General features: G+C 71.2%; 18 protein-coding genes. 4 read left to right on the top strand and 14 right to left on the bottom strand.

Annotated elements, in window-relative coordinates; all coding sequences use genetic code 11:
• Positions 1-27: 27 nt before the first annotated feature.
• The 12 genes from ABTX62_RS09210 to ABTX62_RS09155 form a co-directional block, all read right to left on the bottom strand.
• A complete protein-coding gene (locus ABTX62_RS09210) occupies positions 28-858 on the bottom strand; it encodes an ABC transporter permease (RefSeq protein ID WP_283967960.1) in 831 nt (276 codons plus the stop codon).
• On the bottom strand, positions 855-1,844 hold the full coding sequence (locus ABTX62_RS09205; RefSeq protein WP_352115561.1) for an ATP-binding cassette domain-containing protein: 990 nt from the start codon (positions 1,842-1,844) through the stop codon (positions 855-857). The genes ABTX62_RS09210 and ABTX62_RS09205 overlap by 4 nt, the downstream gene beginning before the upstream one ends.
• A 74-nt stretch (positions 1,845-1,918) precedes the next feature.
• Positions 1,919-2,902, bottom strand: coding sequence for a dTDP-glucose 4,6-dehydratase (rfbB, locus tag ABTX62_RS09200; protein ID WP_352115560.1), 984 nt, complete (start codon positions 2,900-2,902; stop codon positions 1,919-1,921).
• 21 nt (positions 2,903-2,923) lie between these two features.
• Complete coding sequence (locus tag ABTX62_RS09195) at positions 2,924-4,204, bottom strand: activator-dependent family glycosyltransferase (protein WP_352115559.1); 1,281 nt, start codon at positions 4,202-4,204, stop codon at positions 2,924-2,926.
• Positions 4,205-4,238: 34 nt separating this feature from the next.
• Positions 4,239-5,489 carry a cytochrome P450 family protein gene (locus tag ABTX62_RS09190; RefSeq protein WP_352115558.1) on the bottom strand — a complete coding sequence of 417 codons (1,251 nt, stop codon included), beginning with the start codon at positions 5,487-5,489 and terminating at the stop codon, positions 4,239-4,241.
• Between the two features lie 146 nt (positions 5,490-5,635).
• The gene (locus ABTX62_RS09185) at positions 5,636-6,688 is read right to left on the bottom strand and encodes an acyltransferase domain-containing protein (protein WP_352115557.1); all 1,053 of its coding nucleotides are present in this window, start codon (positions 6,686-6,688) and stop codon (positions 5,636-5,638) included.
• Positions 6,685-7,719 carry a ketoacyl-ACP synthase III family protein gene (locus ABTX62_RS09180; protein ID WP_352115556.1) on the bottom strand — a complete coding sequence of 345 codons (1,035 nt, stop codon included), beginning with the start codon at positions 7,717-7,719 and terminating at the stop codon, positions 6,685-6,687. Before ABTX62_RS09180 ends, ABTX62_RS09185 begins: the two co-directional genes overlap by 4 nt.
• Positions 7,716-8,960, bottom strand: coding sequence for a ketosynthase chain-length factor (locus tag ABTX62_RS09175; protein WP_352115555.1), 1,245 nt, complete (start codon positions 8,958-8,960; stop codon positions 7,716-7,718). Before ABTX62_RS09175 ends, ABTX62_RS09180 begins: the two co-directional genes overlap by 4 nt.
• Positions 8,957-10,225 carry a beta-ketoacyl-[acyl-carrier-protein] synthase family protein gene (locus tag ABTX62_RS09170; protein WP_352115554.1) on the bottom strand — a complete coding sequence of 423 codons (1,269 nt, stop codon included), beginning with the start codon at positions 10,223-10,225 and terminating at the stop codon, positions 8,957-8,959. The genes ABTX62_RS09175 and ABTX62_RS09170 overlap by 4 nt, the downstream gene beginning before the upstream one ends.
• Entirely contained in the window at positions 10,222-10,557 is a 336-nt protein-coding gene (locus tag ABTX62_RS09165) for an antibiotic biosynthesis monooxygenase family protein (RefSeq protein WP_352115553.1), read from the bottom strand. Before ABTX62_RS09165 ends, ABTX62_RS09170 begins: the two co-directional genes overlap by 4 nt.
• Before the next feature lie 132 nt (positions 10,558-10,689).
• A complete protein-coding gene (locus ABTX62_RS09160; RefSeq protein WP_352115610.1) occupies positions 10,690-11,601 on the bottom strand; it encodes a hypothetical protein in 912 nt (303 codons plus the stop codon).
• A gap of 115 nt (positions 11,602-11,716) precedes the next feature.
• A complete protein-coding gene (locus ABTX62_RS09155; protein ID WP_352115552.1) occupies positions 11,717-12,280 on the bottom strand; it encodes a PadR family transcriptional regulator in 564 nt (187 codons plus the stop codon).
• A 242-nt stretch (positions 12,281-12,522) separates the two neighbouring features.
• On the opposite strand from ABTX62_RS09155, the gene ABTX62_RS09150 reads away from it, so the two are divergent.
• From ABTX62_RS09150 to ABTX62_RS09135, 4 genes are all read left to right on the top strand, one after another.
• The gene (locus tag ABTX62_RS09150) at positions 12,523-13,815 is read left to right on the top strand and encodes an activator-dependent family glycosyltransferase (RefSeq protein WP_352115551.1); all 1,293 of its coding nucleotides are present in this window, start codon (positions 12,523-12,525) and stop codon (positions 13,813-13,815) included.
• Between the two features lie 71 nt (positions 13,816-13,886).
• Positions 13,887-14,513 carry a dTDP-4-dehydrorhamnose 3,5-epimerase family protein gene (locus ABTX62_RS09145; protein WP_352115550.1) on the top strand — a complete coding sequence of 209 codons (627 nt, stop codon included), beginning with the start codon at positions 13,887-13,889 and terminating at the stop codon, positions 14,511-14,513.
• Between the two features lie 8 nt (positions 14,514-14,521).
• Positions 14,522-15,484, top strand: coding sequence for an NAD-dependent epimerase/dehydratase family protein (locus ABTX62_RS09140; protein WP_352115549.1), 963 nt, complete (start codon positions 14,522-14,524; stop codon positions 15,482-15,484).
• On the top strand, positions 15,481-16,923 hold the full coding sequence (locus ABTX62_RS09135; RefSeq protein WP_352115548.1) for an NDP-hexose 2,3-dehydratase family protein: 1,443 nt from the start codon (positions 15,481-15,483) through the stop codon (positions 16,921-16,923). The genes ABTX62_RS09140 and ABTX62_RS09135 overlap by 4 nt, the downstream gene beginning before the upstream one ends.
• A gap of 260 nt (positions 16,924-17,183) precedes the next feature.
• Here the strand turns inward: ABTX62_RS09135 and ABTX62_RS09130 are convergent, their stop codons facing one another.
• Together ABTX62_RS09130 and ABTX62_RS09125 are read right to left on the bottom strand one after the other, a co-directional pair.
• On the bottom strand, positions 17,184-18,272 hold the full coding sequence (locus tag ABTX62_RS09130) for an HTTM domain-containing protein (RefSeq protein WP_352115547.1): 1,089 nt from the start codon (positions 18,270-18,272) through the stop codon (positions 17,184-17,186).
• A gap of 64 nt (positions 18,273-18,336) precedes the next feature.
• Positions 18,337-19,068 (bottom strand): DUF5819 family protein, encoded by a 732-nt coding sequence (locus ABTX62_RS09125; protein WP_352115546.1) that lies wholly within the window; start codon positions 19,066-19,068, stop codon positions 18,337-18,339.
• Between the last annotated feature and the right edge of the window lie 145 nt (positions 19,069-19,213).

Genomic DNA, 19,213 nt, shown 5'->3' with positions numbered 1-19,213 from the left:
GGCTCACACCCCGGCACGGGGCCGTCCCTACCGGCTCAGGGCGCGGTACTTGCGGACGGCCAGCGGGAAGAACACCAGGAAGATCGCGAGCGGCCAGACGAACGACATGAGCATCGCGTGTTCGGCGATCCACGAGGTGCCCCCCACGCCCGGGTTGCCGAACAACTCACGGGTGGCGTGGGCGGTCGACGACAGCGGGTTCCACTCGGCGATCGTCGCCAGCCAGCCCGGCATCATCTCCGGGGAGGCGAAGGTGTTGGCGACGATGCCGAGCGGGAAGAGCAGGGTGTAGACGGCGGAGGCCGCCTCCGGGGTGCTGATGATCAGCCCGAGGTAGATGCCGACCCACAGCAGGGCGAACCGGAGCAGCAGCAGCAGCGCGAAGGCGCCCAGCGCCTGCCCGATCCCGTCGTTCCAGCCCCACCCGGCGATGACCCCGCAGCCCATGAGGATCATCAGGACCACGGTGCTGTACAGCATGTTGACGATGCTCTGCCCGATGACCACCGATGCGGCGGACATGGGCATGGAGCGGAACCGGTCGGTGACGCCCTTGGAGGCGTCGGCGGTGACGCCGGCCATGGTCTCACCGATACCGAAGGCCATCGACATGACGAACATGCCGGGCATCAGGAACTCCATGTAGTCCCCGCCGCCCTCGACCTGCATGCCGCTGCCGAAGATGCCGCCGAACAGCAGCACCATCAGGATCGGGAAGGCGAGGCCGGCCAGGATCTGGGTGGGGTTGCGGGCCCAGTGGGACAGTCCGCGGAGGGTGAGCGTCCAGGAGTCCGCGAGGACCCAGCCCAGTTTGGCCAGTGGGTTCCTGGGCAGTTCGGGCGCGATGATCGCGGTCATGACTGGGCGACCTCCTTGAGGCTCGGATCGGCGGACGTGGCCGCCCCGTTTCCGGTCAGGTTCAGGAACACCTCGTCGAGTGTCGGCCTGCGCAGGGCGATGTCCTCGGCCTCGATGCCGGCGTCGTCGAGCTCGCGGGTCACGGCGGTGAGGGCGGCGACCCGGTTGGCGACGACGACGCTGACGCGCCGGTTGTCGGCGTCCGTCTCGGGCTCGGAGCGCAGTAGGGCGCCGATCATGCGGGCGGCGCGCTCGATGTCGTGGGACCGGCGGAGCACGACATCGATCCGGTCGCCGCCGATCTTGTTCTTGAGCTGGTCGGGAGTGCCGGACTCGACGACCCTGCCGTTGTCGATCAGGGCGATCCGGTCGGCCAGTTGGTCGGCCTCCTCGAGGTACTGGGTGGTCAGCAGGACGGTGCGGCCCTCGGCGATCAGGCCGCGGACGGACTCCCAGACGTCGTTGCGTCCCCGCGGGTCGAGCCCGGTGGTGGGCTCGTCGAGGAACAGCACGGACGGGGCCAGGATGAGGCTGGCGGCGAGGTCGAGCCGCCGCCGCATACCGCCGGAGTACTGCTTGGCCGGCTTGCCGGCGGCGTCGGCCAGGCCGAAGCGCTCCAGCAGCTCGTCGGCCCGGCTCTGCGCGTTGCGCTTTCCGATGTGGTATAAGCGCCCGAACATCACGAGGTTCTGACGCCCGCTCAGATCCTCGTCCACCGCGGCGTGCTGACCGAGGAGTCCGATGCTGTAGCGGACCTGGGCCGACTGGGTGGCGACGTCGTAGCCGGCGACCCGGGCCATTCCCTCGTCGTACTTCAGCAGGGTGGAGAGGATGCGGACCGCGGTGGTCTTTCCGGCGCCGTTCGGGCCGAGAAGCCCGTAGACGACGCCTCGGGGTACCTCCAGGTCGAGTCCCGCGAGGGCCTCCTTGTCGCCGTATTTCTTCTTCAGAGCTTCGGTCTGGATCGCCAGGTCGGCGCCGCCCATGCCCACCCCTTCTTCCGGGTGCTCAAATTTGGGTACCCGGCGAGCATAGTGAGGGCGGGCCGGATATTCAAGTTTTAGTACCCCCCGTCGGCGTCCTCTCCCCGGGCGTCCCAGTGGTCACGGTGAGCGGCGTACCACTCGACCGTCTCGCGCAGCCCGTCCGCCAGCGACCAGCGCGGCTCGTAACCCAGTTCGCGGCGGATCTTCGTGTCGTCCACGGCGTACCGGAAGTCGTGTCCCTTGCGGTCCTCGACCCGCTGCACGAGGTCCCAGTCGCGACCGCACAGCGCGAGGAGGCGGCCGGTCATCTCCTTGTTGGTCAGGTGGGTGCCGCCGCCGATGTTGTAGACCTCCCCCGGCCGGCCCCCGTCCAGCACCAGTCGCACCGCACGGCAGTGGTCGTCGACGTGCAGCCACTCCCGCAGGTTCGAGCCGTCCCCGTACAGCGGGACCGGCCGTCCGTCGAGGAGCCGGGTGACGAACAGCGGGACCAGCTTCTCGGGGTGCTGGCCGGGGCCGTAGTTGTTGGCACAGCGGGTGATGCGCACGTCGAGACCGTGGGTGCGCCAGTACGACCGGGCGATCAGGTCGGCCGCCGCCTTCGACGCCGCGTACGGCGAGTTGGGGAGCAGCGGCTCGTCCTCCGTCCAGCGCCCCTCGGCGATGGAGCCGTACGTCTCGTCCGTGGAGATGTGGACGAAAACGCCTGTCCCGTGCCGCAGCGCCGCTTCGAGCAGGGCCTGCGTGCCGAGCACGTTCGTGCGGACGAAGGCCTCGGCCCCCGCCACCGAACGATCCACATGCGACTCGGCGGCGAAGTGCACCACCGCGTCGTGGCCCGGGAACACCTTGTCCAGCAGTGTGGTGTCGCAGATGTCGCCGTGCGCGAAGTTCAGCCGCGGGTGGTGCGGGGGCAGGTTGTTCAGCGTTCCCGCGTAGGTGAGCTTGTCCACGACGGTCACCCGGTCCCCCTCGTGACCGGGGTATCCGCCGCCGAGCAGTGTTCTGACGAAGTGCGAGCCGATGAAGCCGGCCGCGCCGGTCACCAGGATGTTCACGCTTCTCCCGTCCTCGCCACGTCAGCGCGCCGCGGCCGGCGATCGGTGACGTGCCGTCAGTTTTTCCAGGGTGGGCACCACTTCGTTGGGGCTCGGCGCCGCCAGCATGGCCAGACGCAACCGCCGCGCCCCCTCCGTGAACGAGGGGTCGTCGAGCACCCGCATGAGCTTGTCGCGCAGGATGCCGACGGTCAGGCCCTCGGAGTGCAGGTGCAGCCCCGCGCCCAGTTCCTCCACCCGCTGGGCCCGGTAGATCGCGTCCCACATCCAGCCGAGCGCCACCTGCGGCACCCCGTGCGCGGCGGCGGTCGCCCAGGTGCCCGCGCCACCGTGGTGCACGATCGCCGAGCAGGTGGGCAACAGGGCCAGCAGAGCCACGTGGTCCACCACCCGGGTGTTGTCCGGCACCCGCGACACATGGGCGAGTTCCTTCTCGCTCAGCGTCGCCACCACCTCGACGTCCAGGTCGGCCAGCGAGGCGAAGACGTCGTTGACGTCGACGGCGTTGGGGAACTCCGTGTCCCGGATGGTGAGCCCGAGGGTGAGGCAGACGCGGCGGCGCTCCGGCGGCCGGCGCAGCCAGTCCGGTACAACGGCCGGGCCCGGCCCGTTGTACGGCACGTAGCGCGTGGGCACCGTCGGCAGACCGAGCTCCATCCGCACACCGGGGGGCATCTGGTCGACCGACCACTGTCCCGTGATCACGTCGGGATCGAACGTCGCGCCGTGCCGGTCGAGGGTGTACGCCAGCCATTCCTCCAACGGGTCGTCGCGAAGCTCCCCGGGCAGTTCCGCCTGACGGCGGCGCAGCGTCAGATAGGTGTGGGCGAAGAGGTCGGGGAACGCCAGCAGCCGGGCGTGGGCGGCTCCCGTCGCCTTGGCGGCGACGGCACCGGCGAAGGTGAAGGGTTCCCAGAGCACCAGGTCCGGCCGCCAGAACCGGGCGTAGTCGACGAGCGCGTCGATCATCGTGTCGTTGTTGATCTGCGCGTAGAAGGTCGCCGTCAGTATCGCGTTCGACGCCCGCAGGTAGTCGAGGCTCAGCCGCTCCGGACGGTTCTCGAGGTAGTCGCGGTCCATGTGGTGCACGAGCATCCCGGGACCGACGGTGGGGATGACGGCGTCCATCCGGTGGTTCTCGCCCACCGGAACGGCCGTCAGACCGGCCCGGGTGATGCTCTCGACCGCGGCCGGCTGGCTGGCCACCCGGACCTCGTGCCCGGCGGTCCGCAGCGCCCAGGCGAGCGGGACGATGCCGTTGAGATGGGCGTCCTGTGCGAAGGCTGTCAGCAGTACACGCACCGAGGTGCTCCTCCCCTGGTGATGGTCGGTCCGGTCATGCGACCGGGAAGCGCAGGACACCGCGCAGCACCGCCGAGCGCATGCGGTGCAACACCTCGGCACCCGTGCGCAGGCCGGGCCGGAGCTCGGCGAGAACGCGGACCGCTGCTTCCGTCTGGACCCGGACCAGCGCCTCGGTGACCGGCGCCGCGGGACCGCCGAGGAGCGTGAGTGAACGGTCACCGTCGGCGCGGTCGGGGACGAAGGCGTCCGGGTCGGCGAAGGACTCCGGGTCGCGGTTGGCCGCGTCGACAAGCACCACCACGCGCCGGCCCTCCTCGACGGTCTTGCCGTCGAACTCGATCCGCTCGCGCGCGATACGGCTCTCGAACCTGAGCGGCGGAGCCAGTCGCAGGGCCTCCCGGACCGCGGCCCCGGCCAGTTCCGGGTTCTGCCCGATCCGCTCCCACTGCCCGGGGTGGTCCAGGAGGACCTGCACCGCGTTGCACACGGCGGTGGCGGTGACCTCGACGCCCACCACCACGGCGAGCGCCCCGATCGCGACGGCGTCCTGCGGCGAGGCGCCGGAGAGAGCGGCGAGGCCGGTGGCGCGGTCGGCGTCGACCAGGCCGGTCAGCTCGGCGGACAGGTCCGTCACGGCTGTGAGCAGCGCCCGGGCGGTCGCCAGCTGCTGCGGGCAGTGCCCGGCGTCCAGGGCGGTGGCGAGGCCGGCGTGCAGGTCGGCGAGGCGCTCGCGGGTTTCCGCGGGCAGGCCGAGCACGTCGGCCACCGCACGCAGGGCGGCGGGGACGGCGAAGTCCCGGTACAGGTCGAACCGTTCGCCCCTCGCGGCCAGCGTCTCGCGGTAGACCGCCTCGATCTCCGGCAGCCGGGCCTCGAGCGCCTCGGCCGACAGCAGCGGAGCCGCCGCCTCGGCCAGCTTCCGGTATGCGGACGGGTCGAGGTTGAGGTGGGCGTCGTCGAGGGGGACGACGTGGCACAGCAGCGGGTTCTCCCAGACGTCGACGCCCGGGTGGTGCTGGGGCCCTTCCTCGGCATGGCGCGGGGAGAACCGCGCATCGCCGAGGATGCGAGCACCGAGTTCGCGGCCGGCGGTGACCCACGCGCCGATGCTGCTCTCGTGCAGGCCGAGTTCACGGGCACGCGCCCCGTGGCCGAGCGGCTCGTCGTCACCGGCGCGAAGGATCATGGCGAAGGGGTCGCCCTGGGCGCCGAAGATGAACTGGACGCCTCGGATGGTCAGCAGATGCCGACCCAACTCGCTGTTGGTCTGCTCAGTCAGCATGACACCGTCCTCGGGAGAAGAATCCTGACAGGTGAGGAGAGGTCCGCCGGTTCGGACGAGAGGTCCGCGGATCCGACGGACGGAAGAAGGGGCAAAGCGCCAGGGGCGACGCTAGGCCGCGTGCCTACAAAGGCACTCGACACGCGCTACACCGCCCGTGCGGCCGGTAGCGGAGCGAGCTGCCGCAATGCCTCGGCGGCGGCGCGCACCGCGGCCACGTCGTCCTCGGCGGTTCCCGGCCGGGCGGGCAGCAGCGGGACGATGGCCGAGCCGCCGGACCGCACGGCCGGGTGGCGGCGGGCCAGCTGGGACAGCCCCTGTCCCGGGCCGGCCTCGACGAGCACCAGGTCACCCTCCGCGAGAAGCGCGTCGAGGGCGGGCCAGAAGAGCACCGGCGCGACCGGCTGACGGGACCAGAAGGCCGGGTCCTTCGCCTCGGCGGGCGTCAGGAACCGTGCCGTGTACCCGGACATGACCGGGATGCGGGGCTCACCGACGGGGAGGGTGGCGATCCGCTCTCCGGCGCCGCTCATGGCCGGGGCCAGGGCCGGACTGTGGAACGCCGTGGAGGCCGGTACGCGCTGGAGCACGAACCCGGCTTCGGCCAGTGCCGCCGTGACGGTGCCCAGCGGGTCGTCGAGTCCGGCGAGGACCGTCTGGCGTGCCGCGTTGACGGCACCGACGACCACGCCGTCTGTGAGGAAGGGCTCCATCTCCTCCGGGGTGGCGGCGACGGCGACCATCCCGCCGGGCGGCGCGTCCGCCAGCCGCGAGACGCGGTCGTGCACCATGGCCGCGGCGTCCCGCAGCGTGAAGACGCCGGAGAGGACCGCGGCCGCCACCTCGCCGATGCTGTGGCCGAGCAGAGCGACGGGCCTCACCCCCCAACTGAGCACGAGCCGCCCGAGGGCGTAGTCCACCGCGAACAGCAGCGGCTGGGACCGGGTGACGTGGTCCATCACCGTGGGGTCGTCGGCCCCCAGCCAGTCCTCGCGCAGCCCGGTGCCGGCCTCGCCCGGCCCGCCGAGGCCCGTCAGCGCGGTCAGCGCCTCGTCCATCGCCCCGGCGAAGACGGGCTCGGCGGCTACGAGTCCCGCGGCCATGCGCAGGTGCTGGGATCCCTGGCCGGGCAGCAGCAGGGCGACCGGGCGGGCCGCGGCCTCGTCCTTCCCGTCCGCGGTCGGACGCACGCCGTTCATCGGTTCCTCCAGGAAGGTGCTTTCAGGATCTCGACCACGGCGCAGGACCAGCTGAAGCCGGCGCCGACACCGAAGAGCAGGCACGTGTCACCGGGTCCGAGCGACCCGCTGGTGACCAGGTGGTCGAGTCCGGCGAAGGGGTCTCCGGCGCCCAGGTGCCCGATCGTCCGGCTCCAGGACCAGGTGCTGCGTGCGGGGTCGATCCCGAACTTGGCGAAGTAGGCGACGTGGAGCCTGCGGTGGCCCAGGTGCGGCAGGACGAACCGGTCGATGTCCGCGAGGCCGAGCCCCGCGTCGGCGAGCGCCTGCTTGACGACGGCCTCCTGCGCGGCGGCGACCCGGGCGACGGTCGGAGTCACGCCGTGGCGGGCCAGGAAGTCCCGCTTGTGCGCCTCGAGATCGACGACCTCGCGGTGGCTGAACGGGGCGGGCCCGAACGGGTCGTCGCCGCGGTGCATGCCCTCCAGGTCGGGCGCGGAGACGGTCGCGATGCTGCGGACCCGGGCGAAACCGGAGTGCCGTGAGACCACGAGGGCGGTGCCGCCGTCGCCGTAGACGGTTCCCGGGTCACTGCGCCATCGGTCGAACCCGGGCAGGCAGAACCGGTCCCCGGTGGTCAGCAGGGCCGCCACCCGGGCCGGGTCGGAGGCCAGGTAGGCCCAGGCCAGGTCGAGTGCCGCCATGCCGCCGTTGGAGACCTGCCGGATCTCCATCGCGGGGCACTGGTTGCCGACGGCGGTGCGCTGGACGTACGAGGCGGGAGCCCACAGGTCGAAGCCCTGGTAGTAGAAGCTGGCGTGCAGCACCAGGTCGATGTCGCCCGGTTCGGCGGCGGCCCGCTCCAGCGCGGTCCGGGCGGCCCGGGCCGCCATCTCGGGGGCCGGGTCGTCCGCGGAGACCGTCACCGACTCCATCCGGGTGGAGCGGGCGACGACCGCGTCGCAGCGGCCGTCCGCGACCGCGTCCGCGACCTGCTCGACGGGAGGCAGCCACGTCCCGGTCGCTCTGATGTACAGCTCGCCGCCGTTCACGCCGCCGCCCTCCCCCCGGACCGGGCAGCGACCGCGTCGGCGGGCGCGGGGGCCCGTACGACCATGGCGCTGTTGAAGCCGTGGTGGCCGCGGGCCAGGACCAGTGCCGCGGTGCCGGAGACGGGCCGGGGCCCGCCGACGACGAGGTCGAGACCGTAGATGTCGGGAACCCGCGTGACGTTGACCGTCGGCGGGGCGAGCTGTTCGCGCAGGGTCATCAGAGCGGTGACCACGTCGAGCGGACCGGCACCGGAGTAGAGCCGGCCGGTGGCCGTCTTGGGCACGGTGACCGGGACTCCTCCCGCGCCGAAGACCTCGGTCAGCGCAGTGGCCTCGGCCGCGTCGAGTTCGGGCACGCCCGCACCGTCGGCGAAGACGACGGCGATCTCCTCCGGCCCCGTTCCGGCGTCGGCGAGCGCCTGCTCGACGGCCCGGCGCAGAGCCGGGGGCCGCCCGGATCCGGGGCGGGGGTCGAAGGTGGCGCCGAATCCGGCGATCTCGCCGTAGTGACCGCGTTCCCGCTCACGGGCCCGATCGCCGCTCTCCAGGGTCAGGAGAGCGCCGCCCTCGCCGGGCAGATGACCGGAGGCCCGGTCGTCGAAGGGCCGGTAGGTGTCGGCGGTGAGCCGTCCACCGGCCAGTTGGGCGGCCATGCCGTACGGGCACAGCGAGCAGTCCATACCGCCGGAGATCATCAGCTGCGCACCGGCCCGGATCTGGCGTCGGGCGTGGGCGAGGGCGTCCAGACCGCCGGCCTGCTCGCCGACGAAGACGCCGGTCGGCCCGTTCATGCCGTGCCGGATGGAGATCTGGCCGGTGTTGACGGCGTAGAACCAGGCGAACGACATGTAGGCGCTGACCTTCTTGGGGGACTCGCCCCACAGGTGCTGGAGCTCGCGCTGGCCGAAGCCGAAGCCCCCGGAGGCGCCGGCCGTGATGACCCCGCGATCCAGTGACGGCACGGTGTCGAGGTCGATGCCGGCGTCGGCGACGGCCCAGTCGGCCGCGGCCAGGGCGAACTGGGTCATGCGGTCGGTCTGCGGGATCAGCCGGCCGGGCAGGTGGTCACCCGCCTCGAACTCGGTCACCTCACCCGCCCGGCGCGTCGGATAGCGGCTGGGGTCGAACGCCTGGAGGCGTCGGATGCCGTCCTCGCCGCGCAGCGTCGCCGCCCAGTAGGCGTCCAGTCCGATACCGGTGGGGGCGACGACACCGATGCCCGTGACCACGACCGGGGTCATGCGGCCCATCCCTCGGGCCGGCGCAGCACCATGGCGCTCTGGAAGCCGCCGAAGCCGCTGCCCAGGGTGAGCGCGGCCGACATGTGCTGCTCCCTGGCGTGCAGGGGGACGTAGTCCAGGTCGAGCTCGGGGTCGGGGTCGGTCAGGTTGGCGGTGGGCGGGATGACGCCGTGTTCGAGGGCCAGCGCGGTCGCGGCGATCTCGATGGAACCGATGGCGCCCAGCGAGTGCCCGATCATCGACTTGATGGAGCTGACCGGGACCCGGTGGGCATCGGCTCCGAGACTGCGTTTGATGGCCGCGGTCTCGTGCACGTCGTTCTGCTTGGTGGCGGTGCCGTGGGCGTTGACGTAGCCGAGCGCGGCGGGACCGAGCCGGGCCTCGTCGAGGGCGGCGTCGACGGCGGCGGCCAGCTCGCGTCCGTCGGTGCGCAGTCCGGTCATGTGGTATGCGTTGCCCCGGGAGGCGTAGCCGGCGATCTCGGCGTACACATGGGCGCCCCGGCGCCGGGCCGCTCCGAGCTCCTCGAGGACCAGGACGGCGGCACCCTCGCCGAGGACGAAGCCGTTGCGGGTGCGATCGAAGGGACGCAGCGCGGTCGCCGGGTCGTCGTTGCGCGGCGAGGTGGCCCGGATGGCGTCGAAGCAGGCCACGGTGATCGGGGAAATGGGGGCATCGGTGGCTCCGGCGATCATCACGTCGGCAGTGCCCTCGCGGATGAGGGCCGCCGCGTGCCCGACCGAGTCGAGGCCGGAGGTGCAGCCGGCCGAGACGACGGTGCAGGGGCCTTCGGCGCCGGCCTCCCAGGCGAGTTCGGCGGCCATGGAGCTCGGGACGAAATGGTCGTACAGGTGCACGCCGGCGGCGGTGTGGTCGACCAGCCACTCCCGTCCGCCGTCGCTCAGGGCCACGTACTCCTCTTCGAGCTTCTGGGTACAGCCGACCGCGCTGCCGAGACTGACGCCGGTGCGGTGGGCGCTGTCGGGGTCGGGTTCGAGACCGCTGTCGGCGACGGCCTCGCGCAGCGCGACCAGGGCGAACTGTGCCGCCCGGTCGAGCCGTCCGACGTCCTCGGGGCTCAGACCGTGCTCCGCGGCGTCGAAGTCGCACTCGGCCGCGATCCGGGAGCGGAAGGGCGCCGGGTCGAAGAGGCTGATGGTCCGGGTCGCGGTACGGCCTCCGGTGACGGTCTCCCAGAACTGCTTGGTGCCGATGCCGCCGGGGGCCACCACTCCGATACCGGTGATCGCGACCCGCCGGGTCATCGTGTCTCCCCGGTGGCGCTGTGGCGCTCGAGGTACAGATTCGAGCTGCTGCTGCTGATCGCCCGCAACGCCTCGGCATGCGGCCGGAAGTCGGCCTGGCCGACGGCGGCGCGGAAGGAGCCGACGTCGGCCCAGCGGGCGATGTTGACGTAGGCCTGCGGCTGTTCCAGGTGGCGTACGAGGCTGTAGCCGAGGAAACCGGGCTGGCGCTCCATGAAGCGTGCCGTGCGGGCGAAGACGTCCTCGAACTCCTCCGGGGTGGTGCGGAGGGTGAAGCTGTTGACGAAGGTGGCCGGGCCGCCGGAGGCGGGGCCGGGCTGCTCAGCTGACATGGGATCGGTGCTCCTCATCGTCCGGGCGTCCGGCGACGCGTACGCCGAGGTCAGACTGAAACCCTCGGTGGCGTGCCTCGCGACGGCCTAGAAGACGGCTGGATACCGCTCCCCGGTGGATACCGCCCCGGGTCAGGGGCCGACGCGCCCCAGCCGCACGGGGATGCCGACGTCGCGCTGCCAGGCGTGGCCGAGTCCGGCGGCGGCGGCGATGGCGCTCCAGCCGGCCAGCTCACCGCCCCGGTAGTGGACGATGTCGGAGCCGTACCGCCGGGGCAGGGCCCGGCCCGCGACGATCTCGGCGAGCAGCAGGGGCTCGTGCCGGCGACCCGCGGAGCGGTCCCAGGGGGGAGCGAGGCTGATGTGCCGGACGTGGGGTTTGGAGGTGGCGGGCGTGGCCGTGGCGGTCTGGTCGATCAGGAGGGCCCCGGCCGCGAGCCATTCGGCCCGGACGGATGGATGGCCGCCGGTGACGGCGACGACATCGGCGCCACCCGCGGTGGTGCGGGCGTCGTCGCAGACGCGCACCCGCAGGCCGGTGCGCAGGGCGGCCGCATCGGCGAAGTCCCGGGCCCGGCGCGGCTCCCGGTCGACGACGTGCACCTCCGAGAGCGACGGCAGCGCGCGATGCAGGACGAGGAGGCAGGACCAGGCCGGTTCGCCGGTGCCCAGGAGGGCGAGCAGGGAGGGCACCGGCGGGGCCAGGTACCGCGCGGCGAGCCCGGACGGGATGGCGCTGCGCCATCCGTCCAGGGCACCCGCGTCGACCAGGCCGAGGAGGGACCCGTCATCGGCGAGCAGCAGTTCCACGCGCGGGGCGGACGAGTCGGCGCCGGGGTCGAGACGGACGGCGAAGCAGCGGCCGAAAGGGCCGGGCGCGTGCGGTCCCACGGTCATCCGGCAGTGTGTGGCGGGGAGCAGGACCAGGTTCTCGGGGCCGAGCGCCGGCCCGCGGCCGAGGAGCAGTCGCTGGACGTCGGAGAACCGCTCCTCCATGAAGGCCTCGTCGTCGAAGGCGTCGTCCACGTCCTCCGAGGTCAGCATGATCGGCACAGCGGACGTCCTCTCGGGACGGGCGTGATGGGTATGCAAACTTGAGTATCACGGGACGCGTGCCGTCATCCACCAAAGTGCCGTCAACGGCCGGAAGGGCGCCATGTCAGGCGCCCTTCTCCTCCCCGGCCATCACGTAGGCGCCCGCCTCCAGACGCTCGATCAGGGCCTCGGTCCAGGCGGCCTGGCTCGCGGCGCCGTGTTCCCAGAGGCCGAGGAGCTCACGGATGTGGGCCCGCTGCGGCCGCTCCCCCGCCGTCTCGTCGACCTTGGCGATCAGCTCCCCCTGCTCGGCCGAGAGGGACGCGATGCGCTCGCGCAGCAGGTGGATCGCCTCCTCGCGGCTGAGCGCGGGCAGCAGGACCAACGCCGCCCCCAGCATGTCCGGCCGGTTGTTTCCCTGGCGCAGCGCGTCGCGGAGCAGCCGGAAGAACTCCTCCTCACCGGGGGGCGCGATCTCGTAGTCGACCCGGCCCGGCCAGTCGGGGATGTCGGTCGACTTCAGCAGCCCGTCCTTGGCCAGCTGCCTGAGCGCGTGGTAGATCGAGCCGAACTTGATGTGCGCCCATTCGTCGGCACCCCAGGACAGCAGCTCGGAGCGGACCAGATAGCCGTGTGCCCGGCCGTGCATCCGCACGACTCCCAGAACGAGCAATCGCGTGGCGGACATCGTCTCCCTGCTGAATCTCCCTCACGGCCCGGCCTGCAACCGGTGCTCCGCGCATCGACCGGGCCTCGCCGGCTGGTCCCACGGTAGTACATGACCTGCTGTTCTCCGCGGGCGCGGGAGGGACGGAACGCGCGCAGCGTCCCCTGTCGAGCGCCGCTGCAACGACTCTCGACTTCCCTGCGAGGTCACGGCTCGAGGGTGGAGGCCCATCGCACACGGTCATTCGCCGAACAGGGGTTGGGATGCGGGTACTCTTCACCACCTTCGCCGCCAAGTCGCACATGCACGCCCAGGTGACACTCGCCTGGGCCCTCAAGGCAGCGGGCCATGACGTCAGGATCGCCAGTCATCCCGATCTCGCCGACGAGATCACCCGTACCGGGCTGACCGCCGTCGGTGTCGGGGAGGAACTGCATCTCGACGAGCAGATGCAGGAGACCCAGGAGAACATCGGCCAGGACGTCGACCAGCTGGAGAGCCAGGCGCAGGTCGGTCTCGACATGAGCGAGGTCCGCCCGGAGCGGCTGACCTGGGACTACACACTCGGCGTGTTCACGGCCATGACCTCGGTCGTCTTCCAGAACTGCTGTTCCGACCAGATGGTCGACGAGCTGGTGGAGCACTGCCGTTCCTGGAAACCCGACCTGGTCCTGTGGGACACCATGACCTTCGCCGGCGCGATCGCCGCCATGGCCACCGGGACGGCGCACGCCCGGCTGCTCTTCGGCCTCGACCTGGCGGGCCGGATGCGCGAGACCTTCCTGGAGCAGCTGGCGGCGCGCCCGCCGGAGCTGCGGGACGATCCGCTGCGCGAGTGGCTCACCTGGAGCCTGGAGCGGCACGGCGCCTCCTTCGAGGAGGCCGCGGTGACGGGCGACTTCACCGTCTGCCCGCTGCCGGCGTCCATGCGGTTCCCGGTGGACCTGCACTACGTCCCGGTGCGGTACGTGCCCTACAACGGCCAGTCCACGGTGCCGCGGTGGCTCCAGGAACCACCGAAGCGGGGCCGCCGGGTGTGCATCACCCTGGGCGTGGCGCACCGCGAGGTGCTGGGGGCCGACCGGGCTTCCATCGGCGACCTGCTGGAAGCCGTCGCGGGTCTCGACGACGTCGAGGTCGTCGCCACGCTCAACGAGAGTCAGCTGAAGGACTTCGACACCCTCCCGGACAACGTGCGGGCCGTCGACTTCGTCCCGCTCGACGCCCTGCTGCCCACCTGCGACGCGGTGATCCACCACGGTGGGTCGGGCAGCTTCGGCACGGCGATGATCCACGCCGTGCCCCAGCTCATCGTCGTCGACGGCGTCTGGGACACGATCAACAAGTCCCGCTACCTGGAAGAGCACCAGGCCGGGCTGTACGTGCCCGGCAAGCTCAGCGCGAAGGGACTGCGCGAGCTGCTCGTCCGCCTGCTCGAGGAACCGGTCTTCAAGCGCAACGCCGAAGCACTGCGGCGTGAGGCGCTGGCCGCTCCCGCACCCGCACAGGTCGTTCCCACGCTGGAGCGCCTGGCCGCCGAGTACCGCCGCCGGTGACCGGCGCGACACGCGCACCAGGGCCGCCGGCCCAGCCGCACCCCACTACCACCCGGACGGTGAACCAAGCGATGCAGATCCGTAAGCTCAAGGTCGAGGGAGCGTACGAATTCACCCCCCGTCAGTTCCGCGACCATCGCGGGCTGTTCGTCTCGCCCTTCCAGCTGGAGGCGTTCCAGCAGGCCCTGGGACGGCCGCACTTCCCGGTGGCGCAGACCAACCACAGCATCTCCCGGCGCGGCACGGTCCGCGGCATCCACTTCACCGTCACGCCGCCCGGCACCGCGAAGTACGTGTACTGTGCACGCGGCCGGGCCCTCGACATCGTGGTCGACCTGCGGGTCGGCTCGCCGACCTTCCGGCAGTGGGACGCGGTCGAGATGGACCAGGTCCATTTCCGCGCCTCGTACTTCCCGGTCGGCGTCGGTCACGCCTTCGTGGCACTCGAGGACGACACCGTCATGTCCTACCTGCTCACGGGCCCGTACGTGGCCGAGAACGAACTCGCCATCGACGTCTTCGACAAGGATCTGGGCGTGCGCGTCCCTTCGGACCTGGACACGGTGCAGTCGGACCGGGACCGGGTCGCGCTGTCCTTCGCCGCGGCACGGGCCCAGGGTCTGCTGCCCGACTACGCCGAGTCCGCGGAGGTCGAGGAGCGCCTGTGGCAGCCCTCCGGCATCGGCGTCCAGCGCTGAGCCCGGTGATGTCCACCAGGAAGCAGGACGAGACGGCCGCCGGCAGCGTGGCCGTGCTGGGTGCCACCGGGTGCGTCGGCCGCAGTGTCTGTGCCGAACTGCTGCGGACCGGGCACCGGGTGCTCGCGGTGGCCCGGCGCCCGGCTCCCCACACACGGGCGCACGCCTTCGTTCCCCTCGATGTCGTCGACACCACGCCCGAGCAGCTGGCGGCACTCCTCGACGCGCACCGGGTCGACACGGTCGTCAACGCCACCGGCGGCTGGGGCACCACTGTGGAGGAGATGCGCCGCGCCCACATCGACCTCCTGGAGCGCCTGGTCGACGGGTGTGCCGCGACATCCCGACGGCTGCGGATCGTCCAGATGGGATCGATCCACGAGTACGGACCCGTGCCCGACGGTGTCCTCATCGACGAACACCGCCAACCCGGCCCGCTGACCCCGTACGGGCTGACCAAGCGCACCGGCTCCGAGCATCTGCTCGCCCAGACCCGGGCGGGCAGGGTGGACGGGGCCGTGCTGCGCGCGGTCAACGTCTGCGGACCGCACACCACGTCGGCCAGTTTTCTCGGTGCCGTCGTGGCCCGGCTGCGCGCCCTCGGTCCCGGCGACGAGCTCACCCTCGACGTCGCCGACGCCCGGCGGGACTTCGTCGACGTGCGGGATCTGGCCCGGGCGGCCGTCGCCGCGGTGCACGCACCCGTCACCGGCCTGGTCGTGAACATCGGGCGCGGTGAGGCGGTGCCCATGCGCGACCTGGTCGAGTCCCTGTTCGACGCGGCCGGCGTGGACGCCACGTCGGCACGGCTCAACTCCGCCGAGGTCGCCAGCAAGGGTGGCGGCTGGACCTGCGCGGACATCCGGTTCGCCGCCCAGGTGCTCGGCTGGCGGCCCACGATCCCCCTCGGCGACTCCGTCCGGGCGATGTGGGAAGCGGCAGCCGGCACCACCTCCCTGGAGGCTTCATGACCGACTCCCGTGCCCACACTTCCACGTCGACCCGCGATCCCGTCGAGCGGCGGATCGACGCGTCGGCGCGACTGCGGACCGGCCCTCTCGGCGACCTCTCCGACTTCACGGACTGGTTCGCCGACTACGGCCGGCGGGCCTACACCCATGTCGACCGGATCCCCCTGCACGCCCTGGAGGGCTGGGAGACCGACCCGGACACCGGCGACCTGCGCCACCACACGGGCCGGTTCTTCACCGTGCACGGACTGGAGGTCGAGCGTCCGGGCGCGCCGGTCCCGCGGTGGACCCAGCCGATCATCAACCAGCCCGAGATCGGCATCCTGGGCATCCTCACCGCCCCCGTCGACGGGGTGCTGCACTGCCTGATGCAGGCGAAGGTCGAGCCCGGCAACGCGGAGGGGCTCCAGCTCTCCCCGACCGTCCAGGCGACCCGCAGCAACTACACCCGGGTCCACCAGGGACGCCCGGTGCCGTATCTGGAGCACTTCCTGGACATCCACAGCCGTCCCGGGGTGCTCGCCGACGTACGGCAGTCCGAACAGGGGTCGTGGTTCTACCGCAAGCGCAACCGCAACGTGGTCGTCGAACTGCCGGAGCCGGTGGAAGCCCTCGACGGCTACCGGTGGATGCCGCTGGGCCAGATCCATGAGCTGATGGCGCGCAGGGACACCGTCAACATGGACGCCCGGACCGTGCTGTCGTGTCTGCCGTTCACCGGGGCGGGTGTCGACAAGCCGGACAGCGACGACTTCCGGTCCGCGCTGGTGCGCTCGGGCGATCCCGGGTCGCGCAGCGTGCACAGCGAGGCGGAGGTCCTCGGCTGGATCACCGACCGGCGCACGAGCAACGACATCGCGGTCCGCCGGGTCGCGCTCGGCGAGCTGCGGGAGTGGAACCGCACCGACGAGCGCATCCGTCATGAGGCGGGCGCCTTCTTCGACGTCATCGGGGTACGGGTGGATGCCGGCGGCCGAGAGGTCCACCAGTGGAGCCAGCCGATGATCGAACCGGTCGGAGAGGGCGTCATCGCCTTCCTCGTCCGTCGGTTCGAGGGGGTGCTGCACGTCCTGGTGCACGCGCGCGTGGAGCCGGGCTTCGCCGACGTGGTGGAGCTGGGCCCGACCGTGCAGTGCGTCGCGGAGAGCTACGCGCAGCTGCCCGGCGGGACCGCCCCGCCCTTCCTCGACGAGGTGCTCGGGGCGCCCGCGGAGCGCGTCCGGTTCGACACGGTGCTCTCCGAGGAGGGCGGCCGCTTCTTCCAGGCGCTCAACCGCTACCTGATCGTGGAGACCGACCAGGACGTGCCCCGCGACCATCCCGACTATCGCTGGATGACCCTGCACCAGCTGTCGGACCTGCTGCGGCACAGCCATTACGTCAACGTCCAGGCCCGCAGTCTGATCGCCTGTCTGCACAGCCTGTACCACAGGGCCTGACGGCAGACCGGGAAACACCGTGTCCCGGTGAGGCCGGCGCCTCACCGGGACACGGTGTTTCCCGCGCGCGCACGGCTTCAGAGGGTGGTCAGACCCGGCTGGACGGACCGCAGCCAGAACTGCCTGCCCGCCACCTGCGAGGCACCCGCCGACGCCGCGGTCATGGGCCCCTACTTCACCGAGCTGATGCAGATTCCCACGCGCAGCCACCACCCGCTCGAATCCGGCAGCACCTGCCGGGCGGCACAGTCACCTGCTCTCTACCGGCCCGTATGCGAGGGAAATGGGACCGCTGGCCCTACTTCAGTGAGGTTCAGTGAGGGCTGCGGCGGTACCACTGCGGGCGTTGTCCCGACCACGGCTTCGGCTCCCATGCCACCTGTGCGCTGGAAGGCGCGCCGTCCCAGCCGTCCCAGAGCGCGGTAGAAGCGGTCCGGCAGGAACGCGGCATCGGCGACGATCATCGCGCCGGAGAAGAGTGGTAGCCCCATGAGCAACGCGATATTCACATGCATGCCGAACAGCAGGAGCAGGACGGGGTATTTCATCCTGCTGAACAGGGTGAACGGAAAAGCGACCTGCACCAGCACCGTCAGGTAGGCGACGACGGCGATCAGGACATGATGGCCGGCGATCAACTGGGACAGTTCCGGCCAGGGCCGGAACAGGTCGATGTTCAGGACGTAGTGAAGGGCGGTGCCATCACCCCACTTCGCGCCCTGCACCTTGTACAGGCCCGCGCATCCGTAGAGGAAGCAGACCTGGGCGGCGATGACGAACATGCCGCAGTTGTGCAGCACGGTGGTCAGGATGACGCGGGCATCGCCGAGATGGTGCCGGAGGTCGCCGCTCCGCGGTCCTGCGGTCCTGCCCGCCGACGCCTGGAGCCGGGTCCTGCGGGCGTCGAGGGACCAGCGCCGGCCGCACGCGGTGAACAGGAGGTAGACAGCCATGAGGACCATAAGGTTGTCCCCGCCGTCGGCCAGGTAGATCGCCCTGGCGTGGAACGACACCACCACGACCGCGAACAGCACGGACACCGCCCGCGTCCGCCAGCCCAGCAGGAACAGCGCACACGTCACCAGGGCCAGGGCGTAACAGACCTCGAAGTACACGTGGCTGTCGGACAGGGTGAGAAGGCTGACCCACCCGCTTTGGTCGAACATCTGCCTGGCCAGCGCGGGCGTCCACGGTGCATCCGGGCCCCACATGTCGTGGCGGTGGGGAAATTCGCGGAGTAGGAAGACGAGATAAAGCAGCCCGTACCCGATGCGCAGCACCGCCGCCGCGTACAGGGACACCGGCCGCTCGGTCAGCAGCGCGACGAGCACCTGGGCCCCCTCGGGCACACTGCGGACGGCTCCTCGGTCCGTTACCGGTGCGGACGCCCTGGGCGCCGCAACCGGTCGCTGTTCAGACCGTTCCATGAGAGGCTGCCTTCCACCAGGGCAGATACCGCGTTTGGGTCCGCGTCGATGCCGTGGTCGCCGGGGGATTCCCACCAGCTGCGCCGGGCGCGGCGACGGGCTGAGAGATCACCCGCAGTTGGATGGAGTCGAAGGCGCCGTCTTGTTGTGCGGCGACGCGTTCTGTCGCGATGTTGCGCAGATACTTCTCGATCATCAGAGCCCGCTCCGAATACGGCCGGTTGTCGCTGCCGTGCGTTTTCAGATACGCATTCCATGCCTGGCGCAGCATGTTCTGTGCCGTATGGCTCGGAAAGACGTTGTGCTTGACTGCGGCATCGTCCGCAGCGGTCAGATCGATCCAGCCACTCACCTGTGTGGTGCCGTCCGGTGCCGTCCGGCTGACCCTCGCAGAAATCTGCCGGTTGGCCGACTGAGGGTTCGGGGCGAAAAGCCGCCAGTTCTGCTCAAAAAAGGGCCGGACCCACACGTTGACCTGTCGACTGTACGCCTGCGAGATGGTGTTCGGAGGCGCCACGTGCAGGAACACCAGGAATACATGGCCCAGAGTCACCGCCAGACACAGGGCCACCGCGATTCCCGTTGCGGCGCTCAGCAGGCGGGGCGGCCCCGAGTTCCCCCGGGAGCCAGCCGCTCCCCCGACACCGTTCTGTGCTGCCAATTCAGCGCCGGCCTGTCTCGCCTCCTTCACGTCTGTCGAATCAGTACCACTCAGCACGGCCCCATCCGGTCCTTCCCATCCTGACTGCTCACACCCGCTGCTCCTGCTTCTGCATGCGGCACGACGGAAGTCCATGACAATCCGCCGCGCTCCACCCGTCTCACATTCAGTGCTGGAAGGGCATCTAAGGCACCTTGGGCAG

Origin of the sequence: Streptomyces sp. NPDC096046, assembly GCF_040303285.1 — a bacterium.
Taxonomy (GTDB): Bacteria; Actinomycetota; Actinomycetes; order Streptomycetales; family Streptomycetaceae; genus Streptomyces.
Note: the sequence above shows the minus strand (reverse complement) of the source record. Positions and strands in the feature narration are given on the sequence as shown.

Bases quoted from the DNA above. Each gene is read 5' to 3' on its own strand.
- ABTX62_RS09210 (WP_283967960.1), bottom strand. From the start codon at position 858: ATGACCGCGATCATCGCGCCCGAACTGCCCAGGAACCCACTGGCCAAA.
- ABTX62_RS09205 (WP_352115561.1), bottom strand. From the start codon at position 1,844: ATGGGCGGCGCCGACCTGGCGATCCAGACCGAAGCTCTGAAGAAGAAA.
- ABTX62_RS09190 (WP_352115558.1), bottom strand. From the start codon at position 5,489: ATGCTGACTGAGCAGACCAACAGCGAGTTGGGTCGGCATCTGCTGACC.
- ABTX62_RS09185 (WP_352115557.1), bottom strand. From the start codon at position 6,688: ATGAACGGCGTGCGTCCGACCGCGGACGGGAAGGACGAGGCCGCGGCC.
- ABTX62_RS09175 (WP_352115555.1), bottom strand. From the start codon at position 8,960: ATGACCCCGGTCGTGGTCACGGGCATCGGTGTCGTCGCCCCCACCGGT.
- ABTX62_RS09170 (WP_352115554.1), bottom strand. From the start codon at position 10,225: ATGACCCGGCGGGTCGCGATCACCGGTATCGGAGTGGTGGCCCCCGGC.
- ABTX62_RS09165 (WP_352115553.1), bottom strand. From the start codon at position 10,557: ATGTCAGCTGAGCAGCCCGGCCCCGCCTCCGGCGGCCCGGCCACCTTC.
- ABTX62_RS09160 (WP_352115610.1), bottom strand. From the start codon at position 11,601: ATGCTGACCTCGGAGGACGTGGACGACGCCTTCGACGACGAGGCCTTC.
- ABTX62_RS09155 (WP_352115552.1), bottom strand. From the start codon at position 12,280: ATGTCCGCCACGCGATTGCTCGTTCTGGGAGTCGTGCGGATGCACGGC.
- ABTX62_RS09150 (WP_352115551.1), top strand. From the start codon at position 12,523: ATGCGGGTACTCTTCACCACCTTCGCCGCCAAGTCGCACATGCACGCC.
- ABTX62_RS09145 (WP_352115550.1), top strand. From the start codon at position 13,887: ATGCAGATCCGTAAGCTCAAGGTCGAGGGAGCGTACGAATTCACCCCC.
- ABTX62_RS09140 (WP_352115549.1), top strand. From the start codon at position 14,522: ATGTCCACCAGGAAGCAGGACGAGACGGCCGCCGGCAGCGTGGCCGTG.
- ABTX62_RS09135 (WP_352115548.1), top strand. From the start codon at position 15,481: ATGACCGACTCCCGTGCCCACACTTCCACGTCGACCCGCGATCCCGTC.